Genomic DNA, 19,349 nt, shown 5'->3' with positions numbered 1-19,349 from the left:
CATAGCGAAAGCGAGTGCAACATCATGAAACTCAACGAACTCCGTGACAATAATGGCGCCCGCAAGGGTCGCGTCCGCGTCGGCCGTGGTATCGGTTCGGGCGTGGGCAAGACCGCTGGTCGAGGCCAGAAGGGTCAGAAGAGCCGCTCGGGCGTCTCGATCAAGGGTTTTGAAGGCGGTCAGATGCCGCTTCACATGCGTCTGCCTAAGCGTGGTTTCAACAACCCGTTCGGCAAGGACTATGCTGAAGTGAACCTCGGCCAGCTCCAGAAGCTGGTTGAAGGCGGCAAGCTCGACATCTCGGCTGTGATCGATCACGCCGCGTTGCAGGCTGCTGGCGTTGCCCGTGGTGGCAGGGACGGCGTGCGTTTGCTCGGCAAGGGTGCGATCAGCGCGAAGATCAACCTGAAGGTTGCTGGTGCGTCGGCTGCGGCAAAGGCTGCGGTTGAAGCGGCTGGCGGTTCGGTTGACGTGATCGTCGTTGTCCCGGCTGGCGAAAAGGCTGCCGCGAAAAAGGGCGTGTCCCGCGCGGCACGGCTGGCGAAAAAGGGCTAATCGCCTGATTTTGTCGGTAGGATTAGACATTGTCGATCCACTGAGTATATGAGGCGGCGAGGGCATTACGCTCTTCGCCGCCTTTTATTTTTTCGGAGTCTTTCGGGCTTCGTTTCGTCACTCTTTCCAGCCCACTCGTTCTAATAAGGTCAGACCTATGGCATCCGCTGCGGAAAATATGGCCGCCAACATGAACCTCGGTAATTTTGCCCAAGCGGCGGAGCTGAAAAATCGGCTCTGGTTCACGCTGGGCGCGTTGGTGGTATTCCGGTTTCTGAGTTTCGTGCCGCTGCCGGGGATCGATCCGGTCGCCATGGCGAGCCTGTTCGAGACGACCAAGGGCGGTGTGCTTGATTTCTTCAACACCTTTTCTGGTGGTGGTCTGGAGCGGATGAGCCTCATCGCGCTCGGTGTCATGCCCTATATTACCGCGTCGATCGTCGTGCAGTTGGGGACGACGTTGGTGCCTTCGCTGCAGTCTTTGAAGAAAGAAGGCGAATCAGGTCGTAAAAAGATCAACCAATATACCCGTTACGGCACGGTGCTGCTGACCGCGTTTCAGGCCTATACCATTGCGGTGGGCTTGGAGAGCTGGGGGGCGTCGCAGGGCGTGAGCGCGGTGGTTGAACCGGGTATGTTGTTCCGGATGACGGCTGTCGTGTCCTTGATTGGCGGGACGATGTTCCTGATGTGGCTGGGTGAGCAGATCACGAGTCGCGGCATCGGTAATGGCGTGTCGCTCATCATCATGGCCGGGATTGTCGCGCATTTGCCGACTTCGCTCGCCAAGGTGTTTGAAGGTGGCCGGACCGGTACGATGTCGCCGCTGATCATCATCGGCGTGTTGGTGCTGGCGATTGGCCTGATCTGGGGCATTTGCTTCATGGAACGCGCGCAGCGTCGTGTGCTGATCCAATATCCCAAGCGTGCAACGCAGCGCGGGATGATGCAGGCTGACAAGTCGCATCTGCCGCTCAAGATCAATACCGCAGGCGTGATTCCGCCGATCTTTGCATCGTCATTGCTGTTGTTGCCGCTGACGATCGCGCAATTTGCGGGCACGGCCAGCAAGGGCGCGACCGACAGCACCGGCAATGAAATCCTGCTGACGATCACCAGCGCGTTGCAGCATGGTTCGCCCTTGTACATGGCGCTTTATGCCGCCGGGATCATCTTCTTTTGCTTTTTCTACACGGCGGTGGTGTTCAATCCGGAAGAAACGGCGGAAAATCTCAAGCGTTATGGCGGGTTCATTCCGGGCATTCGTCCGGGCAAACATACCGAGACCTATCTCGATTATGTGCTGACCCGCGTGACCGTGATTGGCGCGGCCTATCTGACCGTGCTGTGCCTTGCGCCGGAATTCCTGATTTCGCGCATGGGTATTCCATTTTATCTTGGCGGGACTAGCCTGTTGATCGTGGTGAACGTCACGATGGACACCGTGAGTCAGATTCAAAGCCATCTGATCGCCCATCAATATGGGAATTTGATCAAGAAGGCGAAGCTGAAGACCGGTCGGACCACCCGCTAATATCTATAACCGCGCGACGGGACATGCATCCGTCGCTGCATTCAAAGTCGCTCACAAGGGGGATGCATGAAGGACATCATTTTGTTGGGCCCTCCGGGCGCAGGCAAGGGCACGCAGGCGAGTCGTCTTCAAGACGAGCATGACATGGTGCAGCTCTCCACCGGCGATATGTTGCGGGCGGCGGTGAAGGCGGGGACGCCCACCGGCTTGCAGGCCAAGGCGGTGATGGATGCGGGCGGACTGGTGTCGGATGAGATCGTGTCCGGGATCATCGGTGAAGAGCTGGATCGTTTGGGCGCAGGCAAGGGCGTCATCTTTGACGGCTATCCGCGCACCGAGGCACAGGCGCTGTCGCTGGATGAGATCCTGTCGTCACGTGGACGCAAGCTTGATCATGTCATTGAACTGGTGGTCGATGAAGACGCATTGGTCGATCGCATCACTGGTCGCTATACCTGCGCGACGTGCAATCAGGGCTATCATGACCGCTATCTGCAGCCAAAGGTTGAAGGCGTTTGCGATCAATGCGGTGGGACTGAGTTCAAGCGTCGTCCCGATGACAATGAAGCGACTGTCCGCACCCGCATGGCCGAATATCGCGCCAAGACCGCACCGATCCTGCCAATCTATGAATCGCGCGGTCTGGTGGCCAAGGTTGACGGCATGGCCGATATCGATCTGGTCAGCACCGCGATTGAGGCGATTCTGAAGGGATAAGCCCGATGGCATGGCCGCGCTGGTTGCCGGAGCCGTTCATCGCGGCCCTGCTGGGCGCGGTGGTGCTGGCGGCGTTGCTGCCCGCACAGGGTGTTGTTGCCTTATGGGTCGATGGGCTGGTGACAGCCGCGATCATGCTGTTGTTTTTTATGCATGGGGTGAAATTGCCGCGTGACGCCTTATGGGCGGCGTTGGTGAACTGGCGGCTGCATGGCGCGATTGTTGCCACGACCTTTGTGTTGTTTCCCCTTTTGGGGCTGGGACTGCATTATCTGTTGCCGGGACTGTTAACGCCTGCCTTGTGGCTGGGGGTATTGTTTTTGTGCGCACTGCCGTCGACGGTGCAGTCCTCCATCGCCTTTACCTCGATTGCGCGCGGGAATGTCGCGGCGGCCGTGACGGCGGCGGGATTATCGAACCTGTTGGGCATGGCGCTGACGCCGGTGATCGCGGGGCTGTTGATCGGGACGCGGGGGGGCGAGGGCATCGGTCTCGATCAGTTCGACCGCATCCTGTGGCAATTGTTCCTACCCTTCGTCGCGGGCCAATTGCTCCGACCTTTGTTTATTGGCTGGGTGTCGGCCCATAAGGGGCTGGTCAGCCTGACCGACCGTAGCACGATCATCATGGCGGTCTATGCGGCGTTTTCAGCCGCTGTGGTGGGCGGTATCTGGTCGCAGGTGGGTGTGAGCGAGCTGGCGATACTGATGGGCCTGTGTGGCGTGTTGCTGGCGCTGGTCATGGGCATTGGCTGGTGGGCGAGCCGCTTGGCCGGAATCGACCGGGCGGATCGGATTGCGATGCTGATGGCCGGATCGAAAAAGAGCCTTGCCGCCGGGGTGCCGATGGCCAAGGTGTTGCTGCCGGTCGGCGCGGTCGGCTTGGCACTGTTGCCGTTGATGATCTTTCACCAGATCCAGTTGATCGTCTGTGCGATTCTGGCGCGGCGATTGGGGCGAGAGGGCGTTTAACGCCGTCCGGCGCGCGCCGCCTGTCGGCAGAGCGTGAACAGTTCCTCGCCCAGCCGGGTCATGCCCAGCGCCTGTGGCCCACGATCGTCGCGCTCCAGTTGCAGCAAGCGGCTATGCGCGGTTTCGAGCCGGGCGAGCGGCCAGCGGCTGAGCTGGACCTTGATCGACGGCTTGTCTTTCCAAAAGATCGCCTTGCCCCGCGCCTCGACCGTGTCAGAGGCGCTGCGGCCCGTTGTCGCCATGTCCTGCGCAAGGCCGAGCAGGAGATGGGCGCGGCGCATCAGCACGCGGATGATCATGGCCGCAGGCGAGGAGGCCGTCGCGAACAGATCCAGTTCATGGGTGAGGGTGTCCGGATCGCCCGCAAACACGGCATTGGCGATCGCGCCCACATTGCCCTCATCATTATCTGCGCCGAGCAGGTCGATCGTGTCGTGATCGAGTGTGCGCACCGCGCCTTCATCGGCATCGAGGTAAAGCGCGTATTTTTCGATCTCGCGGGCGATCAGCGCCCGGTCATTACCGACCATTTCGGTCAGCCGGCTGGCGATATCCTGATCGACGCGGAGGAAAGAGGTGGCAGCAAGGGCGCGGACCAATGCGGTCGCATCCTGTCCGCCGGGGACATAGCTTTCAAGGCAGCGCGTGTGCGGATGGTCGCGGACCAAGCTCAATAATTTGGCATCCTTGCGCAGCGTGCCGGTGACGATGGTCACGGCGTGATTGGTCTGCGGCAGTTCCAATAGGGCAGTGACAGCCGGGACGAGTTCATCGCCGCTGCCGGTCACGCGGATATGTTGTTGCCCGCCAAACATCGAAAAGGCCGCGGCCTCATCCGCGAGGCGGGCAGGGTCGTCCTTCAATTGCGCGCCGGTCATGTCCAGCCGTTCGGTGCCAGCGCCAAGGGCGGCTGTCAGGCTGTTCGCCAGTTCATTGGAGGCGGATTCATCCGGCCCGTAAAAAAGATATAGCCGAATGTCGGGCGCAGCCGCCGCCAGCGCCCGTTGCATTTCAGGCAGTTTGACGAGCATTATTTAGCGGGCTGGCATTGTTCGCCGGGCTGGCAGATGGCGTCCGCCTGGCTTTGCTCTGCTAACAGGCGTTGCTCTGCTGCCCGGCGTTGCTCTGGCGACAGGTTTTGCGCTGGCGACAGATCTTGTTCGGCGGAGGGGTTTTTTGCGAACAGGGCCAGCCGGGTGGTGATCTGATCGACAAGATCGATGCTCAGCCGGTCGAGCGCCATTTCTTCGGCGGCGATGGTGGCGAAATCGGATTGGGTCAGATCGATCCCGGCTTCCGAACTGGCGGTGGCCTGCAACACCATCTTGCCGGTCGCATTATCCACCAGCGTGTAATGCGCCCGGAGCGTGCGGCGTTCGCGCGAGACGGAGTTGTCGAGGCTGATGCCGAAGCTGGTCAACTGATCATTCAGATCGATATTGAGGCGATAGGTGCCGCTACCCTTCGGGACCGGGGCGAGGCGCTGTTTCAGTTGCTGGGTCATGATCCAGCCCGCCTTGCCATCGATTGGCCCGACTTCCACCGAGTTCAGCACATTGGCGACGGTGCTGTTCGACCCGCCGCTATAGACGGGGCGCAGGCCGCAGCCGGGCAGAAGGATCGCACAGGCGAATAAAGGCAAAAGGCGACGGATCATGCGACGATATTGACCAGCCGGTCCGGCACGACAATCACTTTTTTCGGGGTGGCTCCATCCAGCGTGCGGATGATTTTTTCCGACGCAAGCGCGGCGGCCTCCAATGCGGCCTTGTCCAGCCCCTTGGCGAGGGTCAGCGTATCGCGCAGCTTGCCATTGACCTGCACGGCGATATTGACCTCATCCTCGACCAGCAGGGCCGGGTTGACGGTCGGCCATGCGGCATCGGCGACAAGGCCGGTGCCGTTGATCGCGGCCCATGCTTCTTCCGCGAGATGCGGGGCCATCGGGGCAATCAGGCGCACCAGCGTCTTGATGGCGATGGTCTTGCTGGCGGTATTGCCCGCTTTTTCGATGCTGTTCGCCAGATCGTGCAGCTTGGCCACGGCCTTGTTGAAGCCCAGTCCTTCGACATCGCTGGCAATGCCTGCGATGGTCTGGTGCAATTTGCGATCAAGCGCCTTGTCCTCGCCCTGCGCATTGTCATCGCGCCCGTCGACGATCCGCCACAAGCGGTTGATGAAGCGCCAGCAGCCTTCGATGCCTGCTTCTGTCCACGGCAAATCGCGTTCGGGCGGGCTATCGGACAGCATGAACCAGCGCACTGCGTCCGCGCCATATTGATCGATGATCTCATCGGGATCGACGACGTTCTTCTTGGACTTGGACATTTTGATCACGCGGCCCACGTCCACTTCGGTTCCGCCGCTGCCGGTCACGACCATTGCGCCGCTATCGATGCGATGCACCTCGGCAGGGCTGAAATAGAGCGGCTGGCCAGTATCGGGATCGGTGATCGAATAGGTTTCGTGCGTCACCATGCCCTGCGTGAACAGGCCCTTGAACGGCTCGGTCACGTTGATCTTGCCGATGCGATGGAGCGCGCGCGTCAGGAAACGGGCATAAAGCAGATGCAAGATCGCATGTTCGACCCCGCCGATATATTGGCCGACCGGCAGCCATTGTTCCGCAATCGCGCGGTCGAACGGCTGATCATTGGGCTGGCTGGCAAAGCGGATGAAATACCAGCTTGAATCGACAAACGTATCGAGCGTGTCGGTTTCGCGCCGCGCCGCCTTGCCACAGGACGGGCAGGGGACGTTCTTCCATGTCGGGTGACGATCAAGCGGATTGCCCGGCACGTCGAAGCTGACATCTTCCGGCAGCGTGACGGGGAGCTGGTCCTTCGGCACCGGCACCACGCCGCAATCATCGCAATGGATGAACGGGATGGGCGTACCCCAATAACGCTGGCGCGAGACGCCCCAGTCGCGCAGCCGCCACACGGTTGTGCCCTTACCCCAGCCTTCGGACTCAGCCCTGCCGATCACGGCGGCCTTGGCATCTTCGACGCTCATGCCGTTGAGGAAATGGGAGTTCACGATCTGGCCGGGGCCGGTATAGGCCGTGTCGCCCGCGAAATGCGGGTCGGTGTCATCGCCTTCCGCCACCACGCGGGTGACGCGCAGTTCATATTTGCGCGCGAAATCAAGGTCGCGCTGATCATGCGCCGGGCAGCCGAAGACCGCGCCGGTGCCATAATCCATCAACACGAAATTCGCGACATAGACCGGCAAATGCCAATCCGGATCAAGCGGGTGCTGCACCGACAGGCCGGTGTTGAAGCCCTTCTTTTCCGCCGTTTCGATATCGGCGGCGGCGGTGCCGGATTGCTGGCATTCAAGGATGAACGCGGCGAGATCCGGTGCATTTTCGGCCAGCTTCTTCGCAATCGGATGTTCCGGCGAAATCGCCGCAAAGCTCGCGCCGAACAGGGTGTCGGGGCGGGTGGTGAACACCTCGAACCCATCGGTGTTGCCGACGAAGTTGAACCGGAATTGCATGCCCTTCGACTTGCCGATCCAGTTTTCCTGCATCAGCCGGACCTTTTCCGGCCATTGATCGAGCGTGTCGAGACCTTCCAGCAGTTCATCGGCAAAGTCGGTGATCTTGAGAAACCACTGGCTCAATTTCTTCTTTTCGACCAGCGCGCCGGAACGCCAGCCACGCCCGTCGATCACCTGCTCATTGGCGAGCACGGTCATGTCGATCGGGTCCCAATTGACCGCCGATTCCTTGCGATAGACGAGGCCAGCCGCATAAAGATCAAGGAACAGGGACTGTTCATGGCCGTAATATTCGGGTTCGCAGGTCGCGAGTTCGCGGCTCCAATCAAGCGCGAAGCCCAGGCGCTTCAACTGCGCGCGCATTGAGGCGATGTTTTCGCGGGTCCAGTTGCCGGGATGGACTTTTTTCTCCATCGCCGCATTTTCGGCGGGCATGCCGAAGGCGTCCCAACCCATCGGGTGCAGCACTTCATGCCCGGTCATCCGCTTATAGCGGGCGAGTACGTCGCCCATCGTATAATTGCGGACATGGCCCATATGGATGCGTCCCGATGGATAAGGGAACATCTCCAGCACAAAGGCCTTGGGCTTGTCACTGGCATCATTGGCACGGAACGTCTGGCGCTCGTCCCATGTCTGTTGCCAGCGCGCATCCGCCGATTTGGGGTTGAAGCGCGTGTTGGTCATCCGAAAATTCCGAACCTGTTTTTGCCTGTTCTATGTATATGGTTTCGGCTGCACCGATTACCAATAACGCGACAGTTTTATTGGGCGTTGGCCAATTGCCGCAGATCGCGGGCACGGCCCAGCACGATTTCTTCAAGCCGCTGCACGGTCGCCGCCTGTACCGGGGTATCGATCCACTGGCCTGCGTTCATCACCTGACGTGCGGCGGAAACGCGCAGCGCATCGGCGCGCAAATCCTGATCGAGGATCACGACGGTGACCTTCATCCGTTCATTCGGATTGGCGGGGCTGGCATACCAATCGGTCACGATCACGCCGCCATTGCTGTCGGCAGAGGTGATCGGCATGAAGCCGAACGTATCGAGCGCACCGCGCCAGAGATAGGCATTGACGCCGATCGACGTCACCTTCGACGCCGCGAGATCGGCCACTGGCCGCTCTTTCTTGCCGCATCCGGACAGGGCAACAGCGGCAACCAGCAACAAGGGCAGAGCAACGGGACGGAGCATCGGGACATCCTCAAGGTATCAGTCGGGACAATAGTTCGAAACAGCCTTATAGAATGTCGCCACCTTGTCGCAAGGCTATAGGGGCCGCAATGCGGTTTTATCCTGTGGAGGGGGCTGGCCAAAGTGCCGAGCAGGGTGCCGGGCATGGTGGAAGTGTGTGGCTTTGGCAACAGGTGGAAAGAATCCGTGTGTTAGGCCGCAGTTAAGTGATTCCACCTGTTTAATCTTTACGCGCTTGCCTTATATCGGATTTGTTCGAGGAGGAGTCGAAAAGATCATGGTTGTGAGTCGCAAGACATTGGGGATGATGGGGGCTGGAGCGCTTGCGCTGCTGTCGATCATGTCGCCTGTCTCGCCGACATCGGCCGCCACGATCAGTGCCGATCAGGGGCGATTGTCGAAACCGCGCGCGGTTTCGCTCAATGCGCCCGGCAATCTTGGTTCCTTCACCCCGGCTTCCAACCCGCGCATGGCGGCGTTGTTGGCTCGTGGGGGCGCGAACAACAGTTTCCGTTTCACCCCATCGGTGGCGCCGGGCGCGCGTCGTGCGGTCACGGTGGCCGTGCGTGCGCGCACCACTGGCCCTGCGGCGGTCCATACCGGTTCGCGGCCAACCGCCGTTGCCATGGCACAGAGCGTGAATAACACCGGCGCGGTGGCGACGGCTTATGATCTGGGCGCGGCCATTGGCTGGAGCCGGTTTGTCGTTTCCGGTGATATGGCGCGGGTCGATACCGGGCCATTGTTTGGCGAACGCAGCGCGGCTGATTTGGGCCTGAGCTTTGCGGGCCGCCGCTGGTCGACAAAGGTGCAATTGTCGGCTGATCGCGGCAATGCGATTGGCCGTACCCTTGGTCGCGACGAAAGTGTCGCGGTTGATTTCGGCGGGTCATACCGGATCGCCACCAACATCGATGTGACCGGTGGCGTGCGCTATAAGGTGCAGCGTGACCGTCAGGATGCGTTGGTCGACAACCGTCGCGACAGCCAGGCTGTCTATGTCGGCACGGCCTTCCGTTTCTGATCCTCTTATTGCCGATCAAGACGCCTAATGGCCTTTCGGCTTTCGCGCCTCACATTCTCTTTATCGACCTTGGCCTGATATGGTGACGAGCCTTGAATCGCGCCTGAAGGATGAGGCGCATCGCCTCGGCTTTGTCGCGTGCGGCATTTGTCCTGCCGATGCCATTCCACAGGCGGGGGATCGTTTGCAGCAATGGCTGGCACTGGGCGCGCATGGCAGCATGGGCTGGATGGAGGCGCGGGCGGAACAGCGTGCATCGCCACAGGGGCTGTGGCCAGAGGCGCAGTCCGTGATCATGCTGGGGATGAGCTATGCCCCGCCCAACGATCCGATGCAGCATGCCGATGCGCCCGATGCGGCGCGGATCAGCGTCTATGCCCAAGGCGCTGATTATCATGATGTTATCAAGAAGCAGTTGAAGCATCTCGCCGGGTGGCTGATCACGGCGGCGGGCGGCGGCAATGTGAAGGTGTTTGTCGATACCGCCCCGGTGATGGAAAAACCGTTGGCAGCGGCGGCTGGCCTTGGCTGGCAGGGCAAGCACAGCAACCTTGTCAGCCGCACACATGGTAGCTGGTTGCTGCTGGGGGCGATTTATACGACGCTCGATCTGGTGCCGGATGCGCCGGAACGCGACCGTTGCGGGTCGTGCGATGCGTGCCAGCGGGCATGCCCGACCGATGCGTTTATCGCGCCCTATCGGCTGGATGCGCGGCGCTGCATTTCTTATCTGACGATTGAGCATAAAGGGCCGATTCCGGTCGAGTTTCGCGCGCAGATGGGCAATCATGTCTATGGTTGCGATGATTGCCTTGCGGCCTGCCCGTGGAATAAATTTGCCGATGCGGCGCAGGCGAACAAGGCCTTTGCCGCACGGGCCGAGCTGGCCGCCATCACCATCGCGGATTTGATCGCGTTGGACGATCCCGGCTTTCGGACGATTTTCGCAGGCTCGCCGATCAAACGGATCGGGCGCGACCGGATGGTCCGCAATGCGCTGATCGCGGCGGGCAATAATGGCGATGACGCGATCAAGGACCGGGTGAGGGCGTTGCTCGACGATTCCTCGCCATTGGTACGCGGCGCGGCAATCTGGGCATTGGGGCGGCTTGATCCGGACGGAATCGCGGCTTTGGCAGCAGCAGGATTGCAGACGGAGCCGGATGAAGAGGTGCGACAGGAATGGCAGGCGGTGATGGCTACCGCGCATTGAATATCGGTGGATCGGTAGAAAATTCTTCAAAATGTCATTTGAGGATTGCACACCCTTATTACCCATGTTAGTGGCCGCGCCAGACAAGACGGAGCGGGCAACCAAGCCGCTTCAATCGGTCGGTCGGACGCATAGCTCAGTTGGTAGAGCAGCTGACTCTTAATCAGCGGGTCCTAGGTTCGAGCCCTAGTGCGTCCACCATTTTTTCCTGATAAATCGAAAAGATCCATCAAAGTGTGATGGATAGCTGTGTACACGCCTGAATGCATGTCAACGTGTTGGGCGGCAGAATTTTAAAATTTTCTTGTGAAAACAATCTTGTATTAAATATTCCACCTCCTATTATCTATTTTATAGTAAAAAAGGTAGGTGGCTTATGTATTCTCAACTGATCGCGCTGTACGAATTAAAGCGGCAGTCTTTCTTGGTCGGATATATTCAAAACCCTGATCATTTCAGCGATGCGCTTGCCTATGCCTATTACCATCGGATCGCACCGGTGTTCCATGAAGATATAGCGCGAGAAACCTATGCAGCCGATCCGTTTGAAGAGGTCTATGCGGTCAAATCGGACTTTATCAATGACGTGCTGAAATATGTCGATGACCGGTGGCGGGACGATGATCTCAAAGCCGTAGCTTTTGCCGAGCTCGAAAAAAAATTTGGGGGGTATAGGACCAACAGGATCGAGTTGATCCGTACACTGGGATATGCCCGGATCGACGGCCACCATAGATTCGATGATAAGTTGTGGGCTGCAATCGAAAACAGGGCTCCATGTGAAGCAAGCTCGATTGATGCCATGTTTTCGCCGAAGGATGTAGAATTCGACTAAAATGGTTGCGCGATGCGCCTGCGGCAGATTTGCTGCGTTAAGAGTTCATCGCTTTTGGCCCGCGTCATGGCCGCCGTTTTCCATCAAAGCGGCTTGTTGCTATTGATTGGACTGCCCGTGCCTTGGTGCAACTATAGTCCTTTGCAGACAGAGTGCCGCTACCAACGCGTTGCGCGATATGTTGTACCACAAGGCCCAAGCTATCAGGCGTTGCCTTTCCCGCCTGAGATATTGTCAATCCCAGCTTCTTGCCGGGGATGATGGCACATTGTTGTTCGGTGGCTGTGCCCTGCTGCATGGAGATGATTGAGAAGCGGAAACGTTTATCAAGATATGTGGTGGCAAGCGCATGTGCCATGCCATCATCAAAGATGAAGAGGTGCAACGCCTTGTCGAGCCTCATTGACCACATATTAGAACTGCGAATAAACCTGTATCGCCTGCCCTCATAGGTAATCTGGTAATCGCATTCTTCTTCAGCTTCATCCGCAGTCAGGCGCAGCTTCACCGCAAGCCCTGCCTTGTGAAGGGGGGCATCATAAGTCTGTGTTGTGGTGCCGCTATTGATATCTTCCGAAACCTTGATGCCTTCGGTATTATCGTCTCGGACATACACATGTTGAGGGTGATAATAAGGTGTGGCCCCATCTGCCGGGAGTGGCGATAACAGTGTCAGGATATACGCCAATATCAGCGGGGACAAAGAGGGGCGCATATTATTTGCCCGCAATTGGATGGCGCACCACATAATTGGATTTCAGCCATTGAATGCGCTTTTCAGTTTCATCGAGCATGCATCCAGACCCGCTAAGTCGGCCAAGAGTACCGCCTATCTCGATCATTTCAGCTAAACATTGTTGATCTCGACGGGCGATCCAACGGCGCTCCAATAGCTGAAGTTGCCGCTTTTGCGCGAGGTTGAGGGTTTTCCGAATGGATTGATAGGTTTTGTTCAATATATCATCCAGTCGGATGAACTCTATATTATTACATTCCATCATTCCAGACGTCATCCCCATGCCCGCATCCCCTGAAGCCATGCACTGTTCATATGTCATTGCTGGCCTGACTTGTCCGTCTTGCGCCAGTGCAGATTGGGGCATTGCAACAGGCATGAACATGGCTAAGGCCATGATGGCGAGAAGGGGAAAACGAGATAGCTGCATCATAAAGCCAATCCTTATCACAGAGGTATGCGTGATTACGGGCGTTGATTGCGTAACATTTTTTGGGCCGCTGACCGCTCCTGCGGGTAGCGAATTGTGATGACATCGCTAAAGGTTTGAGCCTCGCACTTTTTACCTTTTGCTATCGCGTTATTTCTGAGTGCCGCCACATATTCCGTGCGGCGATCATAAATCTTGTCGATCAACAAGGCCTCAAAATGGGGGTCGGTTCTGGGCAAAAGCTGATCGGTTCGTTGCACAGCTTCCGTCAGGATCTTCACAGCGCCAACATGCTGAACGGATACCGAGAAAGCGACATTCCGCACCGCCTCGCTCGCATGGTCCAAACTATATCCCGTACTGCGGGCTACATGGTTGACGACCGGCATATAATGTGTCCGCTGTATATAGGTATCCTGCGCTTGCCTGAACGCAGATGGATCACGGGCGGCAACGGCCTTCCATTGGTTTCCAAAAGCCACTGTCCCCGGCTGTAGATTGGCAAAATCACGCGCCCAAGGTCGAAATTCCGGGCTTGCGACAGCCGCTGCGGCGCTCCCTGTTTTGGTTGCGAGCTGATATATTCCATAAGAGATGCCGCCGGGGTCACCCTTCCCGGAAGAGATGGTTCCCACATTGCCTTGCGATTCAAATCGTGCTGAAAGCATGCCCAGTGGATGGCCAACATGTGATCCCCCCGTCCGATCCGCGGCGACATGCGGGTGCGTTGGGGCATTGCTTGTTTGCGGCGCATTGGCCTGCGCCTTGGGAGGGCGCTTTACCTCGGCGGGGGGCGTTGGTGCGCGTGGTGGCATCCGCAGCGTTTGTCCCGCTTGAATATGGTCCGGCTGTTTGATGTTGTTCGTTTTGGCCAGACCTGCTGTCCGCACTTTGTGCTGTTGCGCGATCTGGGAGAGCGTATCACCTTTGCGGACACGATAGGTTTTTGCCTTTTCTGGCACATGACTTTGGCTATGTCCCGGCACAGGCTGTGGGCCAGTTCGTGTGCCACCGGGCGCGGAGGTGAACTGCCCATTGCGCGGATCGTGATAGGGGTTGAACTTCAGCTCAACCTCCTGCGCGTCAAGGAACCACTCTTCCGGCAGGCGTTGGCCGGTTCTCAAATAATGGGAAAATGCCCTTTCGCTGGGCGATTTTGGGGACGCAGGACGCATATAACTAAACCTCGAACATGATACGCCCTATATGTAATGGATGTGTCATGTTGTTGAAAAGTTTAATTTATAATGGGCGTGAAGTGCGCTTGGCAGTTGTCGCGCCGGGCATCAGACCTGCCGTGCCATGTCATGCGATTGCGCCAGCACCAGTGCGATGAGTGCCTCGCATTCTTGATCGAGCATGGCGCGTGTGTCGCCATCGAGAGAGTAACGCGTGATTCTTTTGTCTACTTCATCCGGGCGCGAATGTATTACGCCAGCTTCGTGCAGGCGCTTCAGCGTATTGTAAAAGGATGTGTTGGATGCCCGACTATTTGCCGACAATTCGCCAGCAGAAAGGCTAATATTACGGTACAAATATGAAATGATTTCATATTCTGCTGTGATGCACTTAATCCCGTGTACATTCTCGAAATTCACCGGAATTTTATCAATTAAGATATTGTACATTAAATGATATTTCCCAGCGCGATATAATTTTTACGATACGTCATAGACACATGCGTAAAAACAACTTTTTTCGTATACGATTTTTATATATTTTTAACGTATCTATATAAAAAATAACGACTAATTCTGCTGATGGCAATGTCGAATTGATCGCGAAGCTCTAGTTTTGGGGGCGCGTGCGGAGCCATGACTGCCACCAAAGCTGCATCTGAGCGAATTGCTTTGCCATCATACTGCGGGTGGAGGGGGTGAGGTCATGCACCTTTTTGCGGCGGTCATCAGGGACCTTGTGCGTGATGATCACGCCATTGGCGTTTAATTTACGGAGTGATGTATGGAATTTCGAGCGTGAGGCCCGACAGATGGCATGCAGATCGGGGGTCGATGTCGGGCCGCAGTCGAACAGATAGATCACCAATTCATAATCGCATGACAGGCAATGGAGGCCCAATGTCTGTTCCACCCCGCGGACGAATTGCTGGAAGCTGAAATGCGGGGTTTCTCCATTGTCGAGCTTGGCCGCGAACCATTGGGGTAGGCTGGCATGATGGACGTCAAGCTTGTCGCGTATGTTGTCGGCCAGACGATAGCGGCGAATACGGCGGTCGGCATTGTCGGCGATGAGGTCAACCATGCCCAAATCTGCCAATTTGCGGAGCGCCGCATAAAAGGTGGAGCTGGATGCATGGGTTAGCCCCCATAAATCGCCGGCTTGGGCGGATGGCAATTCATACAGGCGGATTATTATATCGAATTCAAAAGAATGGCAGCGCAGATTGAGTGCGCTTTCGATATTATTGACAAGGGCGTTGAAGCCCAGGTCTGCCATGTTTCGCTCCCCTTATTATGGCGTTTCGGTCGTTATGACATGGACCCAGCGCGATATAATGGTTGGTTGAGATTAATTTGAAAATGCGCGCGATGCCAGTGTCAAATGGACCCGTCGCGGGCCTATATGTTTCACAGTGTGTAACATGAAGTGTTGACGATAGTTCACAACGATTTTTGGCACTATTTTACGCAGTTGATCCCTTGGGGTGCGAGATGGCAATAAGACGGTGCGACCCTAGATAGCAAGCGTAACGGCTATCGAAACACGGAAGCCCGGCGTGATTTGTCCGCCGGGCTTCTTGTGTTTTTGGACCCTCGCGCTTGGCGTTTTGTTCAAATTTCCCGGCGCGGCTGGCGTTGGAACCAGGGAATCATGCGGTCGATCGCATCTGCGATGTCCGCACGGGATGCGGCGACGCTAAAGCGCATGAAATGATGTCCTTCCACCGGATCGAAATCCACGCCGGTCGCGGTGGCAACGCCGGTGTCGTTCAGCAGCTTCAAACAGAATGACAGGCTGTCGTCGGTCAGATGGCCGATATCGGCATAAACGTAAAACGCCCCATCCGATGGCGCGATGCGGGACAGGCCCAATTCGGGCAGGCGGGCTAGCAACAGATCGCGATTATGGCGATAGGTCGCGACATGGCCATCGAGTTCCGCCTTGCAGTCGAAGGCGGCTAACGCAGCGTGCTGGCTCATCACCGGGGGCGTGAGGAAGAGGTTGCCCATGCGCGCGCGGACCGGTTCGACCAAGGCAGGGGGCGCGACCAGCCAGCCGAGCCGCCAGCCCGCCATGCTGAAATATTTCGAGAAGCTGTTCACGACCAGCGCCTGCGGATCATATTCGAGGATCGAATGGGCGGGTTCGCCAAAACTCAGGCCGTGATAGATTTCGTCGGAGATGATCTGGATATTTCTGGACCGGCAGATCTCGGCAATGGCCTGCAATTCATCGGCCGGGATGATCGTGCCGGTGGGATTGGCGGGGCTGGCGATGATCACGCCCGCGGGTGCGGGATCGAGCGCGGCAAGGGCGGCGGCGGAGATCTGGTAGCGCTCCTCCGGTCCGCAGGCCAGTTCGATCGGCTCCATCCACAGCGCCTTCAGATTATTGCGATAGGCGACATAGCCGGGCCGGGCGAGCGCGACCCGAGCACCGGGGGCGAAGGCGGCGTTGAGCGCGAGGACCAGCGCGGGCGATGCGCCACAGGTCAGGATGATCTGATCGGGTGAGACCGTGATGCCGTAATTTTCGCGATATTGTGCGGCGATCCGGGCTTTCAATTCCGGGCTTTCCCAATAGCCCATGGGTTCATTGTCGATGATGCAATGGGCGGCCTCAATCGCCGCGCGGGGCGCGCCGGTCGATGGCTGGCCGAATTCCATATGGATGATGGACCGCCCTTCGCTGGCAAGCCGATGGGCGAGGGTGCTGATGGCGATGGTGTGAAAAGGGTCGATAGCGGCGGTCATGCGATTGTTCATGCGGGATGGGCCGGTGCGGCGCAATGTATTTAACCTTAGTCGCCTTTGTCATCATTTCAGGGCATAAACCGGCTCATGTCTTTATCGCCCGTCAACGCGTCCTCCGCTGAAGCACCTTTAGAGGTCGATCCGCTTGTCGGTTTAAGCGAGGCCGAGGCCGCAGCGCGGCTGTTGGCTGAAGGTGCCAATGAAGTGCCGCGCAGCGACAAGCGCACGACGTTGCGCATATTGGTCGAGGTGTTGAAAGAGCCGATGCTGGCGCTTTTATTGGTTGGCGCGGGGCTGTATTTTGCCATTGGCGACCGGACCGAAGCGATCATCCTTGGCAGTTTTGCGATGTTTTCGGTCGTTATCACTTTGGTGCAAGAGGTCCGGACCGAACATGTGCTGGAAAGTCTGCGCGATCTTTCCAGCCCGCGCGCATTGGTTGTTCGCGATGGGGTGCGGCGGCGCATTGCCGGGCGCGAGGTGGTACGCGGCGATCTGGTCGTGGTGGAGGAAGGGGACCGCGTGCCCGCCGACAGCCGCATCATTGTCGCCAATGGCTTGTTGGTCGATGAATCGCTGCTGACCGGTGAATCGATCCCGGTGCAAAAGCTTGAAGGGCTGGAATTGGTGGAGGGCGCTGCGATGGCGGCGGCGGAGAATGCAGCCTTTGTCTATGCGGGGACGTTGGTGGTGCGCGGTAGCGCGGTGGCATCGGTATGCGCCACCGGGGCGAAAAGCCAATTGGGCCAGATCGGCAAGCTGATCGGCGAGATTGAGGATGAACCGCCGCGTTTGCGCGTACAGACCCAGCGGATCGTCATGATCTTGGCGGTGATCGGCGTGGCGGTCAGCCTGACGGCGGTGCTGCTTTACGGCCTGTTGCGGGGGAGCTGGCTGGATGCGGCGCTCGCCGGGATTGCGTTGGGCATGTCGATGTTGCCGGAAGAATTGCCGGTCGTGCTCACCGTTTTCATGGCGATGGGGGCGTGGCGCATTTCCAAGCTGCGTGTGTTGACCCGCCATGCCGCGACGATCGAGACATTGGGCGCGGCGACTGTTTTATGCACCGACAAGACGGGGACACTGACCCGCAACCGTATGGCGATTGCCGAATTGCGGCTGGCCGATGGGGCGGCTTTGCATGTCGGCAGCGACAGCGCCACGATCCTGCCCACCCCATTCGAGCGCTTGGCCGAGATCGGGATTCTGGCTTGTGCGCCGGATTCGCTCGATCCGATGGAGATGGCGTTTCACCTGTTGGGGGAACAACAGGCGCAAGGCCGGGTCACGCGCTGCGTTGATGCGGGCTATCGGCTGCACCGCCATTATCCGCTGGAAAAGCCGGTGCTGGCGATGGCCAATGTCTGGGGTCAAGATGTTGAAAACGGGGCGGGGGATGAACATCCCAAGACCTTGGCCGTCAAGGGCGCGCCGGAGACGTTGATTGAGCTGTGCCATTTGTCGGGGGATGAGGCTGCGCAACTGCGATTGATGGTCGATGAAATGGCGCGCGAGGGGCTGCGCGTGCTGGCGGTGGGCGAGGCGATATGGAAGGGCAAGGATTTGCCACAGGCGATTGGCGAGGCGGATGTCCGCCTGATCGGGCTGGTCGGGCTGGCCGATCCGTTGCGGGCGTCCGTGCCGCAGGCGTTGGCATTATGCCATACAGCAGGCATTCGCGTGATGATGATTACCGGGGATTATCCGGTGACGGCCCGAGCCATTGCGCGGCAGGCGGGCATTGTTGCGGATGAGGTGATGACCGGGGCGGAACTGGCCGCGCTTGACGATGAAGCCTTGGCGCAGCGGGTGCGGCAATGCTGCGTCTTTGCGCGGATCATGCCGGAACAGAAATTGCGGATCGTGGCGGCGTTGAAGGCCGGGGGCGAGGTGGTGGCGATGACCGGCGACGGTGTCAACGATGCGCCCGCGCTCAAATCCGCGCATATCGGCATTGCGATGGGCGGTCGTGGGACCGATGTCGCGCGCGAGGCCGCATCGATGGTGTTGCTCGACGATGATTTCGGCTCGATTGTTGCCAGCGTGCGGATGGGGCGGCGGATTTACGACAATCTGCGCAAGGCGGCGGGGTTTATTCTCGCGGTCCATGTGCCGATTGCGGGGCTGGCGCTGATCCCGTTATTGTTCGGTCTGCCGTTGTTGTTGGGGCCGATCCATATCGCTTTTCTGGAGATGATCATCGACCCGGTGTGTTCGCTCGCGTTCGAGGCGGAGACGGAAGAAAAGGATGTGATGGAGCGCCCGCCGCGCCCGCCCGAGGCACAGTTGATGTCGCGCGCCTTGGTGATGTGGGCGCTGCTGCAAGGCGCGGTCGCGCTGGGGTTGAATGCGGCGGTTGTTGCGATTGGGGTGGCGCGTGGCTTGGCGGCGGATGATTTGCGCGGCCTTGTGTTCATGGCGTTGGTGCTGACGATTCTGGCGCTGATCCTCATCAACCGATCATTCGGAACATCAATTATGGCGGCGGTGCTGCGGCCCAATCCGGCGCTGGCTTATGTGGTGGCCGGGGTTGTTGCCATTCTTGCCGCTGCCCAGTTTTTCCCGGTGGTCGGGCATTTGTTCGGCTTTGCCCCGCTGCATGGCCGCGACATGATAATGGCGCTTGCGGCCGGCTTGGGGGCATTGTTTGTGCTGGAGGCGATCAAGCCGTTATTGCGGGGCCGATTGGCAGGATAAGG

18 protein-coding genes and 1 tRNA gene are annotated in these 19,349 nt (G+C 58.5%); 9 read left to right on the top strand and 10 right to left on the bottom strand.

The window, feature by feature from the left end; translation table 11 throughout:
• Nucleotides 1–24 precede the first annotated feature (24 nt).
• From rplO to K6117_RS04565, 4 genes are all read left to right on the top strand, one after another.
• On the top strand, nucleotides 25–555 hold the full coding sequence (gene rplO / locus K6117_RS04580; RefSeq protein WP_221792521.1) for a 50S ribosomal protein L15: 531 nt from the start codon (nucleotides 25–27) through the stop codon (nucleotides 553–555).
• A gap of 157 nt (nucleotides 556–712) precedes the next feature.
• Entirely contained in the window at nucleotides 713–2,089 is a 1,377-nt protein-coding gene (gene secY / locus K6117_RS04575) for a preprotein translocase subunit SecY (protein ID WP_221792520.1), read from the top strand.
• Nucleotides 2,090–2,155: 66 nt separating this feature from the next.
• Nucleotides 2,156–2,806, top strand: a complete 651-nt coding sequence (locus K6117_RS04570) for an adenylate kinase (RefSeq protein ID WP_221792519.1) — start codon at nucleotides 2,156–2,158, stop codon at nucleotides 2,804–2,806.
• A gap of 5 nt (nucleotides 2,807–2,811) precedes the next feature.
• Nucleotides 2,812–3,777, top strand: a complete 966-nt coding sequence (locus tag K6117_RS04565) for a bile acid:sodium symporter family protein (protein WP_221792518.1) — start codon at nucleotides 2,812–2,814, stop codon at nucleotides 3,775–3,777.
• Here the strand turns inward: K6117_RS04565 and holA are convergent.
• The 4 genes from holA to K6117_RS04545 form a co-directional block, all read right to left on the bottom strand.
• Nucleotides 3,774–4,808: a DNA polymerase III subunit delta gene (gene holA, locus K6117_RS04560; protein WP_221792517.1), complete on the bottom strand. Its 1,035-nt coding sequence runs from the start codon at nucleotides 4,806–4,808 to the stop codon at nucleotides 3,774–3,776. The two genes, K6117_RS04565 and holA, sit on opposite strands and share 4 nt — an antisense overlap.
• Entirely contained in the window at nucleotides 4,808–5,434 is a 627-nt protein-coding gene (gene lptE, locus K6117_RS04555; protein WP_221792516.1) for an LPS assembly lipoprotein LptE, read from the bottom strand. Before lptE ends, holA begins: the two co-directional genes overlap by 1 nt.
• Complete coding sequence (gene leuS / locus K6117_RS04550) at nucleotides 5,431–7,968, bottom strand: leucine--tRNA ligase (RefSeq protein ID WP_221792515.1); 2,538 nt, start codon at nucleotides 7,966–7,968, stop codon at nucleotides 5,431–5,433. Before leuS ends, lptE begins: the two co-directional genes overlap by 4 nt.
• 77 nt (nucleotides 7,969–8,045) lie before the next feature.
• Nucleotides 8,046–8,477, bottom strand: a complete 432-nt coding sequence (locus K6117_RS04545; RefSeq protein WP_221792514.1) for a DUF3576 domain-containing protein — start codon at nucleotides 8,475–8,477, stop codon at nucleotides 8,046–8,048.
• 277 nt (nucleotides 8,478–8,754) lie between these two features.
• Between K6117_RS04545 and K6117_RS04540 the strand changes: the two genes are divergently transcribed.
• The 4 genes from K6117_RS04540 to K6117_RS04525 all read left to right on the top strand — a co-directional run bounded on the left by K6117_RS04540 (nucleotide 8,755) and on the right by K6117_RS04525 (nucleotide 11,549).
• Nucleotides 8,755–9,501 (top strand): hypothetical protein, encoded by a 747-nt coding sequence (locus tag K6117_RS04540; RefSeq protein WP_246604804.1) that lies wholly within the window; start codon nucleotides 8,755–8,757, stop codon nucleotides 9,499–9,501.
• A 79-nt stretch (nucleotides 9,502–9,580) separates the two neighbouring features.
• Nucleotides 9,581–10,714 carry a tRNA epoxyqueuosine(34) reductase QueG gene (gene queG / locus K6117_RS04535; RefSeq protein ID WP_221792513.1) on the top strand — a complete coding sequence of 378 codons (1,134 nt, stop codon included), beginning with the start codon at nucleotides 9,581–9,583 and terminating at the stop codon, nucleotides 10,712–10,714.
• Nucleotides 10,715–10,839: 125 nt separating this feature from the next.
• A tRNA-Lys gene (locus K6117_RS04530) sits at nucleotides 10,840–10,915 on the top strand.
• A gap of 175 nt (nucleotides 10,916–11,090) precedes the next feature.
• Nucleotides 11,091–11,549, top strand: coding sequence for a hypothetical protein (locus K6117_RS04525; RefSeq protein WP_221792512.1), 459 nt, complete (start codon nucleotides 11,091–11,093; stop codon nucleotides 11,547–11,549).
• A 64-nt stretch (nucleotides 11,550–11,613) separates the two neighbouring features.
• Here K6117_RS04525 and K6117_RS04520 read toward each other — a convergent pair whose 3' ends face one another.
• The 6 genes from K6117_RS04520 to K6117_RS04495 form a co-directional block, all read right to left on the bottom strand.
• Entirely contained in the window at nucleotides 11,614–12,252 is a 639-nt protein-coding gene (locus tag K6117_RS04520; protein WP_221792511.1) for a hypothetical protein, read from the bottom strand.
• A gap of 13 nt (nucleotides 12,253–12,265) precedes the next feature.
• Nucleotides 12,266–12,718, bottom strand: coding sequence for a lysozyme inhibitor LprI family protein (locus tag K6117_RS04515; protein WP_221792510.1), 453 nt, complete (start codon nucleotides 12,716–12,718; stop codon nucleotides 12,266–12,268).
• 32 nt (nucleotides 12,719–12,750) lie between these two features.
• Complete coding sequence (locus K6117_RS04510; protein WP_221792509.1) at nucleotides 12,751–13,890, bottom strand: LysM peptidoglycan-binding domain-containing protein; 1,140 nt, start codon at nucleotides 13,888–13,890, stop codon at nucleotides 12,751–12,753.
• Between the two features lie 111 nt (nucleotides 13,891–14,001).
• Nucleotides 14,002–14,343: a MarR family transcriptional regulator gene (locus K6117_RS04505; RefSeq protein ID WP_221792508.1), complete on the bottom strand. Its 342-nt coding sequence runs from the start codon at nucleotides 14,341–14,343 to the stop codon at nucleotides 14,002–14,004.
• Between the two features lie 160 nt (nucleotides 14,344–14,503).
• Nucleotides 14,504–15,172, bottom strand: coding sequence for a MarR family winged helix-turn-helix transcriptional regulator (locus tag K6117_RS04500; protein ID WP_221792507.1), 669 nt, complete (start codon nucleotides 15,170–15,172; stop codon nucleotides 14,504–14,506).
• 335 nt (nucleotides 15,173–15,507) lie between these two features.
• Nucleotides 15,508–16,650, bottom strand: coding sequence for an aminotransferase class I/II-fold pyridoxal phosphate-dependent enzyme (locus tag K6117_RS04495; RefSeq protein ID WP_221792892.1), 1,143 nt, complete (start codon nucleotides 16,648–16,650; stop codon nucleotides 15,508–15,510).
• A gap of 87 nt (nucleotides 16,651–16,737) precedes the next feature.
• On the opposite strand from K6117_RS04495, the gene K6117_RS04490 reads away from it, so the two are divergent.
• Nucleotides 16,738–19,347 (top strand): cation-translocating P-type ATPase, encoded by a 2,610-nt coding sequence (locus tag K6117_RS04490; RefSeq protein ID WP_221792506.1) that lies wholly within the window; start codon nucleotides 16,738–16,740, stop codon nucleotides 19,345–19,347.
• The last annotated feature ends 2 nt before the right edge of the window (nucleotides 19,348–19,349 follow it).

The sequence above is a fragment of the Alteraquisediminimonas sediminicola genome (assembly GCF_019740335.1).
In the GTDB taxonomy this organism is placed as follows: Bacteria; Pseudomonadota; Alphaproteobacteria; order Sphingomonadales; family Sphingomonadaceae; genus Alteraquisediminimonas; species Alteraquisediminimonas sediminicola.
Note: the sequence above shows the minus strand (reverse complement) of the source record. Positions and strands in the feature narration are given on the sequence as shown.

Coding starts and splice junctions, on each gene's coding strand:
- rplO (WP_221792521.1), top strand. CDS start 25: ATGAAACTCAACGAACTCCGTGACAATAATGGCGCCCGCAAGGGTCGC.
- secY (WP_221792520.1), top strand. CDS start 713: ATGGCATCCGCTGCGGAAAATATGGCCGCCAACATGAACCTCGGTAAT.
- K6117_RS04570 (WP_221792519.1), top strand. CDS start 2,156: ATGAAGGACATCATTTTGTTGGGCCCTCCGGGCGCAGGCAAGGGCACG.
- K6117_RS04565 (WP_221792518.1), top strand. CDS start 2,812: ATGGCATGGCCGCGCTGGTTGCCGGAGCCGTTCATCGCGGCCCTGCTG.
- holA (WP_221792517.1), bottom strand. CDS start 4,808: ATGCTCGTCAAACTGCCTGAAATGCAACGGGCGCTGGCGGCGGCTGCG.
- lptE (WP_221792516.1), bottom strand. CDS start 5,434: ATGATCCGTCGCCTTTTGCCTTTATTCGCCTGTGCGATCCTTCTGCCC.
- leuS (WP_221792515.1), bottom strand. CDS start 7,968: ATGACCAACACGCGCTTCAACCCCAAATCGGCGGATGCGCGCTGGCAA.
- K6117_RS04545 (WP_221792514.1), bottom strand. CDS start 8,477: ATGCTCCGTCCCGTTGCTCTGCCCTTGTTGCTGGTTGCCGCTGTTGCC.
- K6117_RS04540 (WP_246604804.1), top strand. CDS start 8,755: ATGGTTGTGAGTCGCAAGACATTGGGGATGATGGGGGCTGGAGCGCTT.
- queG (WP_221792513.1), top strand. CDS start 9,581: ATGGTGACGAGCCTTGAATCGCGCCTGAAGGATGAGGCGCATCGCCTC.
- K6117_RS04525 (WP_221792512.1), top strand. CDS start 11,091: ATGTATTCTCAACTGATCGCGCTGTACGAATTAAAGCGGCAGTCTTTC.
- K6117_RS04515 (WP_221792510.1), bottom strand. CDS start 12,718: ATGATGCAGCTATCTCGTTTTCCCCTTCTCGCCATCATGGCCTTAGCC.
- K6117_RS04510 (WP_221792509.1), bottom strand. CDS start 13,890: ATGCGTCCTGCGTCCCCAAAATCGCCCAGCGAAAGGGCATTTTCCCAT.
- K6117_RS04505 (WP_221792508.1), bottom strand. CDS start 14,343: ATGTACAATATCTTAATTGATAAAATTCCGGTGAATTTCGAGAATGTA.
- K6117_RS04500 (WP_221792507.1), bottom strand. CDS start 15,172: ATGGCAGACCTGGGCTTCAACGCCCTTGTCAATAATATCGAAAGCGCA.
- K6117_RS04495 (WP_221792892.1), bottom strand. CDS start 16,650: ATGACCGCCGCTATCGACCCTTTTCACACCATCGCCATCAGCACCCTC.
- K6117_RS04490 (WP_221792506.1), top strand. CDS start 16,738: ATGTCTTTATCGCCCGTCAACGCGTCCTCCGCTGAAGCACCTTTAGAG.